Source organism: Bacillus massiliigorillae, assembly GCF_000380245.2.
In the GTDB taxonomy this organism is placed as follows: domain Bacteria; phylum Bacillota; class Bacilli; order Bacillales; family DSM-1321; genus Bacillus_AD; species Bacillus_AD massiliigorillae.
This window is the reverse complement of sequence record NZ_HG428741.1, coordinates 432,952-446,188: the sequence shown is the minus strand read 5'-3', so window position 1 is coordinate 446,188 and position 13,237 is coordinate 432,952. Positions and strand designations below refer to the sequence as shown.

Annotated in this window: 18 protein-coding genes; 4 read left to right on the top strand and 14 right to left on the bottom strand. The window is 35.0% G+C overall.

What is annotated here, in order from left to right; genetic code table 11:
• Nucleotides 1-150 precede the first annotated feature (150 nt).
• Genes TX86_RS02040 through TX86_RS02005 form a run of 8 tightly spaced genes read right to left on the bottom strand, consistent with a single transcriptional unit; the run spans nt 151 to nt 5,194 of the window.
• Nucleotides 151-897, bottom strand: coding sequence for a class I SAM-dependent DNA methyltransferase (locus tag TX86_RS02040; protein WP_042345777.1), 747 nt, complete (start codon nt 895-897; stop codon nt 151-153).
• Complete coding sequence (rsfS, locus tag TX86_RS02035; RefSeq protein WP_042345774.1) at nt 894-1,253, bottom strand: ribosome silencing factor; 360 nt, start codon at nt 1,251-1,253, stop codon at nt 894-896. Before rsfS ends, TX86_RS02040 begins: the two co-directional genes overlap by 4 nt.
• A 2-nt stretch (nt 1,254-1,255) precedes the next feature.
• Entirely contained in the window at nt 1,256-1,828 is a 573-nt protein-coding gene (yqeK, locus tag TX86_RS02030) for a bis(5'-nucleosyl)-tetraphosphatase (symmetrical) YqeK (protein ID WP_042345772.1), read from the bottom strand.
• On the bottom strand, nt 1,818-2,387 hold the full coding sequence (locus TX86_RS02025; RefSeq protein ID WP_042345770.1) for a nicotinate-nucleotide adenylyltransferase: 570 nt from the start codon (nt 2,385-2,387) through the stop codon (nt 1,818-1,820). The genes yqeK and TX86_RS02025 overlap by 11 nt, the downstream gene beginning before the upstream one ends.
• Nucleotides 2,384-2,683 (bottom strand): ribosome assembly RNA-binding protein YhbY, encoded by a 300-nt coding sequence (yhbY, locus tag TX86_RS02020; RefSeq protein WP_042345768.1) that lies wholly within the window; start codon nt 2,681-2,683, stop codon nt 2,384-2,386. Before yhbY ends, TX86_RS02025 begins: the two co-directional genes overlap by 4 nt.
• A 2-nt stretch (nt 2,684-2,685) precedes the next feature.
• Nucleotides 2,686-3,519, bottom strand: coding sequence for a shikimate dehydrogenase (gene aroE, locus TX86_RS02015; protein ID WP_042345766.1), 834 nt, complete (start codon nt 3,517-3,519; stop codon nt 2,686-2,688).
• Between the two features lie 47 nt (nt 3,520-3,566).
• Nucleotides 3,567-4,676, bottom strand: coding sequence for a ribosome biogenesis GTPase YqeH (gene yqeH / locus TX86_RS02010; RefSeq protein ID WP_042345763.1), 1,110 nt, complete (start codon nt 4,674-4,676; stop codon nt 3,567-3,569).
• A complete protein-coding gene (locus tag TX86_RS02005) occupies nt 4,673-5,194 on the bottom strand; it encodes a YqeG family HAD IIIA-type phosphatase (protein WP_042345761.1) in 522 nt (173 codons plus the stop codon). Before TX86_RS02005 ends, yqeH begins: the two co-directional genes overlap by 4 nt.
• Nucleotides 5,195-5,575: 381 nt before the next feature.
• Here TX86_RS02005 and TX86_RS02000 point away from each other — a divergent pair, with 381 nt between their 5' ends.
• Nucleotides 5,576-5,716 (top strand): sporulation histidine kinase inhibitor Sda, encoded by a 141-nt coding sequence (locus tag TX86_RS02000; RefSeq protein WP_042345759.1) that lies wholly within the window; start codon nt 5,576-5,578, stop codon nt 5,714-5,716.
• A gap of 67 nt (nt 5,717-5,783) precedes the next feature.
• Here TX86_RS02000 and TX86_RS01995 read toward each other — a convergent pair whose 3' ends face one another.
• Nucleotides 5,784-6,563, bottom strand: coding sequence for a phosphatidylserine decarboxylase (locus TX86_RS01995; protein ID WP_154663031.1), 780 nt, complete (start codon nt 6,561-6,563; stop codon nt 5,784-5,786).
• 128 nt (nt 6,564-6,691) lie between these two features.
• Here TX86_RS01995 and pssA point away from each other — a divergent pair, with 128 nt between their 5' ends.
• A complete protein-coding gene (pssA, locus tag TX86_RS01990; protein WP_042345756.1) occupies nt 6,692-7,231 on the top strand; it encodes a CDP-diacylglycerol--serine O-phosphatidyltransferase in 540 nt (179 codons plus the stop codon).
• Between the two features lie 139 nt (nt 7,232-7,370).
• Here the strand turns inward: pssA and TX86_RS01985 are convergent, their stop codons facing one another.
• Entirely contained in the window at nt 7,371-9,158 is a 1,788-nt protein-coding gene (locus TX86_RS01985; protein WP_042345754.1) for a M3 family oligoendopeptidase, read from the bottom strand.
• Between the two features lie 136 nt (nt 9,159-9,294).
• Nucleotides 9,295-9,531, bottom strand: coding sequence for a hypothetical protein (locus TX86_RS01980; protein WP_042345752.1), 237 nt, complete (start codon nt 9,529-9,531; stop codon nt 9,295-9,297).
• A gap of 192 nt (nt 9,532-9,723) precedes the next feature.
• Between TX86_RS01980 and sigK the strand changes: the two genes are divergently transcribed.
• Nucleotides 9,724-10,437, top strand: a complete 714-nt coding sequence (sigK, locus tag TX86_RS01975) for an RNA polymerase sporulation sigma factor SigK (protein ID WP_042345750.1) — start codon at nt 9,724-9,726, stop codon at nt 10,435-10,437.
• 347 nt (nt 10,438-10,784) lie between these two features.
• Here the strand turns inward: sigK and mtnN are convergent, their stop codons facing one another.
• Together mtnN and TX86_RS01965 are read right to left on the bottom strand one after the other, a co-directional pair.
• Nucleotides 10,785-11,483, bottom strand: coding sequence for a 5'-methylthioadenosine/S-adenosylhomocysteine nucleosidase (gene mtnN / locus TX86_RS01970; protein WP_042345748.1), 699 nt, complete (start codon nt 11,481-11,483; stop codon nt 10,785-10,787).
• A 20-nt stretch (nt 11,484-11,503) separates the two neighbouring features.
• On the bottom strand, nt 11,504-12,145 hold the full coding sequence (locus tag TX86_RS01965) for a class I SAM-dependent methyltransferase (RefSeq protein ID WP_042345746.1): 642 nt from the start codon (nt 12,143-12,145) through the stop codon (nt 11,504-11,506).
• Nucleotides 12,146-12,272: 127 nt separating this feature from the next.
• On the opposite strand from TX86_RS01965, the gene TX86_RS01960 reads away from it, so the two are divergent.
• The gene (locus TX86_RS01960) at nt 12,273-12,482 is read left to right on the top strand and encodes a DUF2536 family protein (protein WP_042345744.1); all 210 of its coding nucleotides are present in this window, start codon (nt 12,273-12,275) and stop codon (nt 12,480-12,482) included.
• A 37-nt stretch (nt 12,483-12,519) separates the two neighbouring features.
• Here the strand turns inward: TX86_RS01960 and TX86_RS01955 are convergent, their stop codons facing one another.
• Nucleotides 12,520-13,203, bottom strand: coding sequence for a YrrS family protein (locus TX86_RS01955; RefSeq protein WP_042350053.1), 684 nt, complete (start codon nt 13,201-13,203; stop codon nt 12,520-12,522).
• Between the last annotated feature and the right edge of the window lie 34 nt (nt 13,204-13,237).

Genomic DNA, 13,237 nt, shown 5'->3' with positions numbered 1-13,237 from the left:
CTCCTGCTAAATTCCTCAAAAATATTTCAGGAGATAAGATTTCAGAAAAAAAGAGTACATTACAGCATATTTTACGCTTACATCTCATTTGAATTAGCTTTAAGTAGCCTTATAACAAATCAAAAAGGCGTCTTTTAAGACGCCTTTTTTCTATTCTTTCACAGAAACAAACATAATTCTTTCACTATGTTCATTTGGTTCTTCATTCTCAAGATCTGCTATTACTTCTTTAATCGTAAATCCAGCATCTTGTAGCCATTGTTCAAACGTGGAAATTGGATAAGTACGTTGATAATGATCCTCTTCGAAACGATCATAAAGGTCTGTTTCATCATCCCTTACAAAGAATGAAAGTTCATGCTCAACACTGTAAGGCTCTTCACCTTCGAATGAATTCCAAATATACGAAACATCTTCTCCTGCATCTGCAAAAGTTGCATTCGCAAAGATTTCCTCCATCTTATATACGGAATGCACATCGAACATAAATAAGCCGCCAGCTTTCAGTTGCTCAAACACACATTTAAATGTAGATTGCACATCGTGTTCACTTTCTAGGTAATTCAATGAATCACAAAAAATCACAATACTATCGAATGACTCACCCATGTCTAACTCAATCATATTTTGATGATAGAAGGGAATTGTCACATTGTGTCCCTCCGCTTTCGCTCTTGCAATAGAAAGCATTTCTTCGGATAAATCCACACCCGTTACATGATAACCCTTTTCGGCAAGACGAACAGAAAACTCCCCTGTACCACAGGCTACATCTAATACACGATTTCCTTTAATATCATATTGAGCCATCTTTTCAATAAAACGCTCAATCCACTTATCATAGGGTACATCCTGCATCAATGTATCATATACAAAGGCAAAGCGTTCATAACTCATTGTTGTAGCTCTTGCTCAATTGGGAACAATGGAGCATCTCCCCATAAACGTTCTAAATTGTAATAGCTTCTTTCATCACGATGGAAAACATGAGCTACTACATCACCTAAATCAACTAGAACCCACTTCGCTTCATCCATACCTTCAATGCGCTTAACTTCTACACCATTTTCTTCTGCTTTTTCTTTCATTTCACGCGCAATTGCTTGAACTTGCTTATCTGAATTTCCGTGGCAAATTACAAAATAGTCTGCAACAGAAGAAATACCATGCATATCTAACACCATAATATCTTCTGCTCTTTTATCATCAGCAGCTTTCGCCACAGTAACTAATAATTCTTTTTCGTTTAACAAACCTATTCCTCCAATATCTTTTTCTGTACAAGATCATTATATGCATATACTGTATCAGGATAAATGGTAGCGTTTTTCGACATCAGGAAATTGATTGTATTACGCAACGCCGCTACAACCGCCTCATCTAAATCCTTCTTGGCAATTTGACGAACATCATCAACTCCAGGAAACTTTCTCCCTGGCTCAATATAATCCGCTAGAAACACTATCTTCTCTAATTTCGTCATTTGTGCTCGTCCTGTTGTATGGTACAAAATCGCCGATAATACCTCTTTATCCTGTATTCCCGCTTCTTTCTGTACTAAATACGCACCAACAGGAGCATGCCATAATTCATGATGAAAAGAGAGTAGTTCCTTAGCCATTTGTTGTTCTACTATAATTTGTCTCATTTCTTCTTTCGGGCGAAATTTAGCATAATCATGGAAAATACCCGCTAATTCTGCTTTTTCTACATTCGCGCCGTATCTTTCAGCCAATTTAACAGCTGTATCTGCTACTCCTATTGTATGCACATAACGCTTCTCTGTTAATTGCTCTTTTACAATCGCTAAAGCTTGGTCACGTTTCATATAAAGAGTTCTCCTCGATATACTCCTCAACAGCAGGCGCTACTAAATATTTAATAGAAACACCATTTTTTACTTTCTTTCGGATTATCGATGATGATAAATAAATAAGTGGTGCATCAATCAGTTCAATAGGATAAGTCGTATTGGTTGTAAATGGAGGTCTTTGAACTCCTACAAACTGTACTAATCCTACTAGTTCGTCAATTCGATGCCACTTTGGCAAATACTCAATCATATCGGCACCTATTATAAAGTAAAATGCTGTATCAGGTTCTTTTTCTTTTAATTTTTCCATTGTATAAAAGGTATACGAAGCACCTGGTGAATCTAATTCAATAAGCTCTAATGTAAATTTTGGATTATCTTTAATCGAGAGACGCAACATCTCTACGCGATCCTCATTTGAAACTCCTTGGGTTTTCTCTTTGTGAGGAGGCGTATGATTCGGCATAAATCGAATTTCATCTAGTTCTAAAGCTGTTAGAATCTCATTGGCAACGATCACATGTCCAATATGTGGCGGATCAAATGTTCCACCTAGGATTCCTACTTTTTTCATTTTTTCACTGGTAGCTCTAGTTGTTTATTTTCTTTTGACTCTTTATAAAGAACAACAGTAAGACCAATTAATTGTACTAATTCAGCTTTTGTTCCAGCTGCCAGTTCTTGTGCTACTGTATCTTTATCAACATCACAGTTTTGTAAAATACTAACTTTAATTAATTCACGAGCTTCTAGTGCTTCTTGAATTTGTTTAATCATATTTTCATTTACGCCACCTTTTCCTACTTGGAAAATTGGTGTTAAATGATGTGCTTTCGAACGTAAAAATCTTTTTTGCTTTCCTGTTAACATGGTTAACCTCCTAATTTCTTCAAAACAATTGCTTTCATCCTTTCAATATTTGGCTCTACTCCTGTCCAAATACGAAACGCTAAAGCTCCTTGATGTATAAACATTGGCAAACCATTCTGTATAGAAGCACCTTTCTTCTTAGCTTCTGATAAAAATTTCGTTTCCAAAGGATTATAAATAATATCACTAACAAATGCATCATTACGTAAATGTTGAAGAGAAATCGGCATTTCATCCACATTAGGCTTCATACCAATCGATGTTGTGTTAATGATTAAATCATACTCATTCAAACGCTCTGCTGCTGCTTGAATAGTTAAACTATTAGATTTTGCTTCATAAGGATTTTCAATAATAATTTGTTGAGCACGAGAAACAGTGCGATTCGCAATATCAATTTCACGTATACCTTCACTTACTAACGAATAGTAAATCCCTCTCGCAGCCCCACCGGCACCAATAATAAGTGTTCTCTTCTCGATTAATGATTCGTGCAACTCCTCTTTCAAGCCAGCCACAAAACCTAATCCATCTGTATTGTACCCGATAAATTGACCATTTTCATATTTTACCGTATTGACTGCTCCAATTGCAGCAGCAAGCTCATCTACTTGATCAAGAAAAGGGATAATAGCTGTTTTATGTGGAACAGTTATATTAAAACCTTTAACCCCTATTGCTTTCATCCCTTTAACTGCATCTTCTAAATGATCGGGTCTTACATGAAAAGCATTATAATAAGCTTCCAGTTCTTGATCTGTAAATGCATCATTATGCATGTCTGGTGACATTGAATGTGAAATTGGATCACCAATTACCCCGTAAATTTGTTTCAATTCCCCCACCCACTTGTTCATTTATTTATATGAATTCATTGTACATCTTAAATTAATGACTTACGAATCATTACAGATACACCTTTAGGAACATGAGCGACAATCTTAGCGCCTGGTTCATTGATTGTAATCCATCCTAAACCTGAGAATACGATATCCATTTTTCCTTCTTTTAATGAGAAATGGTGTGGAACAAGTTCTGGTATTTCTCCATCTACTCGGTCTAAACTTGGCGTTAATAGTTCACCAGCGTGATCTTGATACAATTGATTTGCTTTTTCTAGCTTTGTACGATGAATACCTAATTCATTTGAAACATAACAAGTAAATGATCTTCTACCACCAGAAAGATAATCAAATCTCGCTAGCCCACCAAAGAACAACGTTTGATTTTCGTTCAATTGATATACCTTAGGTTTAATTTCTTTTTTCGGTGTTATATACTTTAAATCTTTTCCATCTACATAGTGAGCCATTTGATGATGATTAATAATACCTGGTGTATCCATCAATGCGTGTCCATCATCTAGAGGAATTTCAATAATATCTAAAGTAGTACCTGGGAAATGTGAAGTAGTGATAATATTTCCTTCTCCACTAACTTCTTTAATAATGCGATTAATGAACGTTGATTTACCAACATTTGTACAACCAACTACATACACATCTTTACCTTTACGATACTTCTCAATTGCAGCAACTGCATCTGCAATACGAGAACCTTTAGCTGAACTTACAAGCATAACATCAACAGGCTTTAATCCTAGTTCACTTGCGCTGTTCTTCATCCAATGAATTAGCTTATTTGGCTTCACCGATTTAGGCAACAAATCAACTTTATTTCCGATAAGAAGTACTGGATTATTGCCAACAAAGCGATGTAAGCCTGGAAGCCAACTACCATTAAAATCAAAAATATCTACAATTTTTACAATTAGTGCGTCATTCTGACCAATTTCATGAAGAATCTTCAAGAAGTCGTCATCTGTTAACGAAATATCTTGTACTTCATTGTAATTCTTTAAACGAAAACAACGTTGACAAATGATTTGTTCTTTTTCAAGAGCTGATTTTGGCGCATAGCCCATCCCTTTTGGATCATCCGTTTGAATTTGGATGCCACACCCTATACACGATACATGTTCTTGTGCTGTCACTTTTTGTCCTCCCACTGTAATAATCCTTGTTTCTTAAATATAGTAAGAATACGTCTTTCAACCATTCGATTAAATTTTGTCGCTAAGCCATCTGATTGAGCAACTGGTACCACCAAAATTGTGTGAAAACCACCTCGATTACCACCTAGCACATCTGTTAATAATTGATCACCAATTACAACTGACTCTTCCTTTTTTATACCCATATCTAAAATTGCTTTATTAAACGCTCTTACCAAAGGTTTTCTTGCTCTATGAATGAAAGGAATTTGAAGTGGCTCCGAAAACGCACCTACCCTTTTTTCATCATTATTAGAAACGATTGTCACCTTAATACCACTTTCCTCCATCCTTTTAAACCACTCTATTAACTTAGGTGTAGCATTTGGACGGTCCCACTCCACTAAAGTATTATCTAAATCTGTTATGATTCCTTTTATTCCCTTATCAACTAAACTTTGAGGAGTGATCTCAAAGATACTTTTTACGTGCTCATTCGGTAAAAACAACTTAAGCATTATTCTTTACACCTCTACCTATATCATAAAATTCACCGTAATACATCATACCTAATTTTCTCGGTTCTTTCAAAGTAACCTTTTATTATTTTATTCCTGACCAAAAGTATTAAAAAATTTTTCGACAAAATCCATCTATTTACCTACCTGTGGATAAAGTTATGCACAATTCGCACAGCGATTTACTTCAAAAAATTACATATATAAACAAATTAACCACAACTTATCCACCGCAACCTGTGGATAAGAGAACGATTGTTCCAATTGTTTATATTTGGTAAAGTTTCTTTATAGACACTTAAACTATCTAATATATGATGGTTATGGATAAATATGCCTAATATTTTTCAGTGGAGGTGAATAGCCATTTGGCTGACTCAAATGAATAGACTGTCTGATGATTTATTAATTGAATCATATCTAAAAGCTAAACAGCTTAAACTTAGTAAGGAATTTATTCGATTAATTGAAATTGAAATTCACCGACGTGCTTTATCTCACAGGGTTAAAGTATCATCATGATAAATATGAGATATTTTTTATAGATCAAGCCTGATTTGTTCAAAAAAAGAGCAACCAGGCTTTTATTTTATTTAAGAAATCCTAGAACTTCTCCATACTTAACCTGTGAAGATGCCTGCAATTCTTCATTAATTTCGAACGTATTCTTTTCAAATAGAAGAACAACTGTCGATCCAAAACTAAAATAAGCTAATTCTTCCCCTTTTTGTAGCTTATCACTATCATTTGTTATTTCAATACTATTTACAAACATTGCTCCTACTTTTACAACAGAAAGATAACCAAAGGCATGTTTAATCTCTGTAATTACTCGAAAATTCTTAGATAAAGTCGATTTCCCATATTTCAATCCTAATTTATTCACAGGATACGACAGCTTCCCAAGCGACCATCGTTTCACGACTTCACCATCAACTGGAGAATGAATACGATGATAATGACTCGGACTTAAATATAAGATCATATATTTTCCACCGATATACTTCTCAAGGGCAGCATTATCTCCAAGCATTTCTTGAATGGAATATACTTTCCCTTTCACCAAAATATTACGGTCACTTTGAATATCACCATAATCTTCATATACCGCATCCACCGGACTAACGACTGTATTAGTTTCTTGATTTATCTGGCGAGCTCCCTCTTTTAACTGTCTTGTAAATAAATCATGTAGCGTTTCAAAATCGCTTCTATTTCTCTCTACTTCTTCCCAATTCAACTTATATAACTTGTCATAAGAAGGAATAATTGCCCTACTCAATTTCGATTGACTAAATTTCATTAACATCATGGATGACGCCTTATGATTAGTCAAAAAAATAAAAAACCTATACAAAAATGTTTTCAATGAAAAATCCTCCACAAAGTAAAATAAACCTATTACCCCTTGCATAATGTGCAAAGAATAAAATATTATTATACAATAAGCATGTATTAATTGTCTCATCCCATCCGGTTAAAAAAGGAGTGAGCAGATTGTTCTTGTCGGGTGTTTTAGACCAAACCATTAAGAAATTAAAATCTCAGACCGCTAATCTAATGACCTTAATGAATCTTTGTCTGGGTGGTTTTGCCATTTTGACAGGTATTAATGGCCATTTAAATTATAGCTTATTATTAATTTTCGTAGCAGCGCTTGCTGACCGATTCGACGGCATGATTGCCAGAAAATTCAATATAGAATCAGAGCTTGGAAAACAACTTGATTCTATGAGTGATATTATATCATTCGGAGTCGCTCCTGCACTGCTGATTTATCAAGCAGTTCTCGTTCATATGGGAGCGCCGGGAATGTTCTTTACAGTACTATATATTGGTTGCGGAGCTTTTCGCCTTGCCAAATTTAATATTACTGAAAGCAAAGGCTACTTCACTGGTCTACCCATTACAGCAGCTGGCTGTTTAGCAACATTAAGTTACTTAGGAATCCCAGCATTTCCTCCAGTATTTTACCTTTTATTAATGTTCTTATTAGCCCTCTCGATGGTTAGCCCATTTAAAATTAAAAAAGTTTAATATTTATTAAAAAATCGTCTCTTTTATTTAGAGACGATTTTTTTATTTATACATTTTATTATCTACCAAAGCACTGCATTTATTTATCCGTTCAAACTGGCAACTAAAACTTAACAAAGCTTGAACGAGTAATGATATATTACTCGGTTAGTTCTAAAAATAATTCAATATCTTTTACACATGATTGAACTGCACGTTCCCAATAATCAACCTTCGTCATATCTTCTTGGAAATGTTTCATTGCTAAATCTTCCACTGTCATACAACCAGTATCTTTGAGTAAGGCAATATATTTCTCTTCGAATCCTTCCCCAGCATGCAGGGCTTTTTCATAAATCCCGCGAGAAAATAAGAAACCAAAAGTATATGGGAAATTATAAAAAGGAACAGAAGAAATATAAAAATGAAGCTTAGAAGCCCAAAACTGTGGATGATATTCATCAAGTGCATCACAATAAGCCTCTTTTTGTGCTTCCAGCATTAATTCATTCAATCGTTCCGAAGCGACTGTTCCATGTCGACGTTCTTCATAAAATCTCGTTTCAAACAAGAAACGAGCATGAATATTCATAAAGAATGCAATAATTCCTTGAATTTTATTTTCAAGCATCGCTATTTTTTCTTCTTTTTTGGTCGCTTCATTCACTGATGCGTCAGATACAATCATTTCTGCAAATGTAGAAGCTGTTTCCGCTACATTCATCGCGTAATTTCCATTGAGAGGATGTACATCACGCATTGCATAAGAATGGAAAGCATGTCCTAATTCATGAGCCAATGTCGATATATTATCGGGCGTTCCTGAATAAGTCATGAAAATTCGTGATTGCTTACTCTCTGGGAAATCGGTACAAAAACCTCCAGGACGTTTATTAGAACGGTCTTCAGCTTCAATCCATCGATTTTCAAACGCCTTTTCCGTAAAGGATGTCAATTGTTTACCAAATGTTGAAAAGTGCTTAAGAATAAATTTAGCACCTTCATCATACGATAACTGCCCCTCAGACGTTGTTTGTAGCGGCGCATCTAAATCATACCAACTTAACTTATCCACACCTAATAGTTTAGCTTTTCTTTGCAGGAATGCCACCAAATGATGTTTATTTTTCGTAATAGCTTCCCACATACTATTTAATGTTTCTTCTTTCATTCGACTGATCTCAAGTGGTTCTTTTAAAACATTATCCCATCCACGCTTCTCATATACGGTTAAACGATAACCAGCTAAATGATTAAGCGCATGAGCAAATAATTCTTCTTTATCACTCCATGCTTTCTCCCATTCCTTAAAAATCCGCTTTCTTACACTACGATCAGGATGTGAAAATTTATTCGCTGCTTGCCCTACGGATAACATTTCGGTTTTACCATTCTCTTCAAATGGGATGTTTATGAAGCCCACCAAACTGTCATATAATTCACTCCACCCATGATAACCATCAATACCTAGCTGCTCAATTAACGTCTCTTCTATTACAGAAAGCTTTTCTTTCGCATTTCTTCTTCGTTCATTAAGGATAAATTGTAATTCTTGAAAGTTATCATCTTGAAACAACTGTTGAAAAGAATCTTCATCCATTTGCTCCAGCTTTTCATCAAACTTCGCTTGCAAACTTGTATATGTTGCAAATAACGTTGTGATTTGCGAACGCCATCTCTTTGAACCATAATCTTTCATATCCTGTGCTTCCAAGCAACCAACAAAGCTGTCACTTTGATTCAATTTCATTCCAACGCTAGTGTTTAATTGTAAAATAGTATGTAAAACATCTGCATCTTCTTTATTAGAAGCCACTTCCCAAGCCGTAATGGTTTGATCTAATTGCTCCAATTCCACTTTAATTGTTTGTACGTATGCCCCAAATTGTTCAGAACTGCTACCTCCAGGAAAAAACACATTCAAATCCCAAACAGGTGAATAAGTCATTTGCTTCTCCTCCTTATTTTTAGATATATATATTCTATCATTTGCCTTGCATTCACACCAAAAGTAAAAGACACATACACTTGTAACCAATACGCATCTAACAGAAATAAAGCTTATGAGAACATAAGCTTTACGACTAACAACACTCCTCATCCCAACAGCCGACATTCCACAAACCGTTAAACAACCACCAGCCACCAAATATTAGCACAATCACAATAATGATGATAAAAAAGGCGTATCCAACGCCTCCTCCCCCATAATATGGCGTAGGTCCTGGCGGAAATGGTGGTGGAAACGGTGGTGGAAACGGTGTAGGTGGTGGTAAAGGACAGCCATATGCGGCATATCCATAACCATTTCCATATCCCATATCGCAGCCTCCTTATATAATCTTTCTATAATAAAATATGTAACTAAGCCTTCATTGTTCCTATTTTTGCTTGTCCTCACCACATTAAGTACAAGCCTTTTTTCTAAAACAAATATTGTACAGACACGATTACATGCCCAACAACATACTATTGTTTATAGGCGAATATCTGAAATAAGTGGGGGTGATCTTTTGTCAGGATTATTCATAGCACTTGGATATATTTTCAAAGAACTTGTCATACTTGTATCATATGTGAAAAACAACGCTTTTCCACAACCTTTGTCTGCAAAGGACGAACAAAAGTACTTAAAGTTAATGAGTAAAGGAGATTCAGATGCACGCAACATTTTAATTGAACATAATTTACGGCTTGTTGCTCATATTGTAAAAAAATTCGAAAACACAGGCGAAGAAACCGAAGATTTAATTTCAATCGGAACAATTGGACTCATTAAAGCTATAGAAAGCTATTCCGATGGTAAAGGAACAAAGCTAGCAACATACGCTGCGCGTTGTATCGAAAATGAAATTCTTATGCATTTACGAGCCACGAAAAAAACAAAGAAAGACGTTTCCCTTCATGATCCAATCGGGCAGGACAAGGAAGGAAATGAAATTTCCTTAATCGACGTCTTAAAATCCGAATCCGAGGATGTAATTGATACCATTCAATTAAATTTAGAAATTGAAAAGGTCAAAAAATATATCGATGTACTAGACGAAAGAGAAAAAGAGGTCATTGTCAATCGCTTCGGACTTGGTCCTTTCAAAGAAAAAACACAACGAGAGATTGCGAAAGAATTAGGTATTTCCCGAAGCTATGTTTCACGAATCGAAAAGCGTGCACTTATGAAAATGTTTCATGAATTTTATCGAGCGGAGAAAGAACGGAGAAAACTGTAAAGGCGGCTTCAATTTAGATGAAACTACTATAACACCTCGAAAGTCGATTTCTAGGCGTTTATCATTAAAAAAATAGACCCTTATATGTTTTTACAACATATAAGAGTCTATTTTAAATCAAACATTCTATTCATTTTAAACATCAACTACACTAACTTCTGTTGCAATAACAACGCCTATTACCGATGTAATAATTAAAGAAAACACAATCATTAACATATTGAATTCCTCCCATCATTTATGAACATACTTTACCACATTATCCATATATATCCTTAAGTCATTTATGAACAAATTGGTAAAATCCAAATAGAAAAAAGCTACCATAATACGGTAGCTTTTTTTCATTATGCTTTCATTTCATCTAAGAAGTTGATTACAAGTTGTGATGAATTCACTGCTGCTGTTTCTAAGAACTTATCAAATGAAATATTTGATTCCTTACCAGCAATGTCTGATAGAGCACGGATTACTACAAATGGTGTTTTGAATTGATAAGCAACTTGAGCAATAGCTGCCGCTTCCATTTCTACAGCGATTAAATCTTGAAACTTTGTTCTTACGAATTCTACACGCACTGGATCATTCATAAATGAATCTCCTGTTCCGATTTGCCCTTTTGCCACTTGCATCCCTTGAATATTTTTAGCTGCTCTTTCAGCTACTTCAATTAGCTTCTCATCCGCTACGAATGTAGGGGGCATTTGAGGTACTTGACCATATGCATATCCAAAGATTGTAGCATCCACGTCATGATGAACTACATCCGATGAAATAACTACATCTCCAACTTCTAACTCTGATGCATAACCGCCTGCAGAACCTGTATTAATGACAGCTGTTGGCTGATATTTTTCTAATAAAATTGCTGTAGACATTGCTGCATTTACTTTACCGATGCCTGATTTTAATAACACAACATCTACTCCATTTAATGTACCAATGTTAAATTCACAACCAGCGATTACTTCTTGTTGTACATTCTCCATTTTATCTCGTAATATTTGTACTTCTTCTTCCATTGCTCCAATGATTGCGATTCTCATCTAGTTAAAACACCCTTCTCCTATAATTTAATGGCTTCTAAAATCCAAACAAACTGATTGCTTCGTTTGAATGAAACTGTAAATCCATTGTCTTCAAAAACTGTTTGCAAATAAGGAATTGTTGTATAATACTCGGTTTGAAGATCTTTAGCTAATTGCATGAATCCTTGTTTTTTTGCGTCCTCAATAGCTATATAATGAGCTTCTTTACTCTCATACATCGTATCTGCAAACACTATTTTACCATTTACGCCTAGTAACTTACCATATTCTTTCACGGCATCTGCTTTTTCTTGATCTGTTAAATGATGAAAGGCGTACGTACTTACAACCGAATCGATATTTTCTAAACTTGGATATTGCAAAAAGTCACCATCAACAAATTCAATACGCTCACTCTGTAGCTTCTGTTGCGCAATCTCCCTCATCGGGATAGATGGCTCGATAACGATAACTTCATGACCTTTATCAAGTAATTTGGCTGTTAAATTACCCGTCCCTGCACCAAACTCAAGCACTTTACCAACTGAAGCTCTTGCAACTGTATCCAAAATATCATCATACCCACGAAAAACTTCCTTATATTCTTCATCTTTCCCAGAAACTGTTTGATCATAATCCTTTGCCCATTCTTCAAATATATACAAAAATTCTTTTCCCATGTTTTTCTCCTCATCCCCATTTTTCTTATTTACATACTATGATTTAAAACTGTTTTTGCGTTAAGAAAAAACGATTCGAACATGATATAATTTTTTGTAGAATTTATAGTCTTGGAGGAAAAATACAATGAATATTTCATTCGATATGATGGAAGATAAAGTAGAATTTTTTGAAGCAACCAACTTAAAAGATTTAGAAAAACAAATTCAGGCACAAATAGATCTTAATAAAAGCATTCTGCTAAGTGTACATTCCGTATCACATCAAATGTATGTAAGTGAAGATGGACGTAGATTATATAGTGCAGTTGTACATTTCAAAAACAAAAAAGCATAACTACCCTTTATTAGGAAGGAGTAATTATGCTTTTTCCTTATTTTAGTTTTTCAACCTTTGTCGGTTTCCAACCTTCTTTATCAACCCACTCAATGTATACTTTATATTTCGCACTACGATCTTTTGGAGTTATTGTACCTACTGCTTTATTCGGAGCTCCTCCATTCCCTAACCATATTACAGTCATATCGCTTTCAGGAATGCCAGCACCATAAGATAATGCTTTCTCCATCTCTTTCCAATCAACAGAGTTGTCATCATACTTAGTTACATGTTCACCTGTTTGTTCTGTTCCTACAGGCTTCCAGCTATCATTAACTCGAGTTTCCATTACTCCAGGGTCACTGCTATCAACGATTTTATCTTCTTCCTCTGGCTTATTCTCATCTTCTTTATTCTTTTCATCAGATTTGTCTTCATCGTCTTTATCTGATGATTTATCATCGTCATTTACTTTCGACTCATCATTTGATTTGTCATCTTTATCTTTGTTGTCTTTCACAGTGCCTTTATCATTATCGTTGTTTTTTTCTTCATGTGATGTTTTTTCATTTGGAGAAGCTGATTCATTATCATCATTTCCTAAGAAAACATTAGCGCCAACGATAATAATTAAGAGAATCACAACAACAAGAAGAATATTATAAATAGTATTTGCTTTTCTTTTTTTCCCTACCTTTTCAGAACGAGAAGCTACTCTAGAGGGTTTATCGTCTCTCATTCCTATCACCCCACTTTTTAAATTCAAATTATAT

Coding starts and splice junctions, on each gene's coding strand:
- TX86_RS02040 (WP_042345777.1), bottom strand. CDS start 897: ATGAGTTATGAACGCTTTGCCTTTGTATATGATACATTGATGCAGGAT.
- yqeK (WP_042345772.1), bottom strand. CDS start 1,828: ATGAAACGTGACCAAGCTTTAGCGATTGTAAAAGAGCAATTAACAGAG.
- TX86_RS02025 (WP_042345770.1), bottom strand. CDS start 2,387: ATGAAAAAAGTAGGAATCCTAGGTGGAACATTTGATCCGCCACATATT.
- yhbY (WP_042345768.1), bottom strand. CDS start 2,683: ATGTTAACAGGAAAGCAAAAAAGATTTTTACGTTCGAAAGCACATCAT.
- TX86_RS02005 (WP_042345761.1), bottom strand. CDS start 5,194: ATGCTTAAGTTGTTTTTACCGAATGAGCACGTAAAAAGTATCTTTGAG.
- TX86_RS02000 (WP_042345759.1), top strand. CDS start 5,576: ATGAATAGACTGTCTGATGATTTATTAATTGAATCATATCTAAAAGCT.
- TX86_RS01985 (WP_042345754.1), bottom strand. CDS start 9,158: ATGACTTATTCACCTGTTTGGGATTTGAATGTGTTTTTTCCTGGAGGT.
- TX86_RS01980 (WP_042345752.1), bottom strand. CDS start 9,531: ATGGGATATGGAAATGGTTATGGATATGCCGCATATGGCTGTCCTTTA.
- mtnN (WP_042345748.1), bottom strand. CDS start 11,483: ATGAGAATCGCAATCATTGGAGCAATGGAAGAAGAAGTACAAATATTA.
- TX86_RS01965 (WP_042345746.1), bottom strand. CDS start 12,145: ATGGGAAAAGAATTTTTGTATATATTTGAAGAATGGGCAAAGGATTAT.
- TX86_RS01960 (WP_042345744.1), top strand. CDS start 12,273: ATGAATATTTCATTCGATATGATGGAAGATAAAGTAGAATTTTTTGAA.
- TX86_RS01955 (WP_042350053.1), bottom strand. CDS start 13,203: ATGAGAGACGATAAACCCTCTAGAGTAGCTTCTCGTTCTGAAAAGGTA.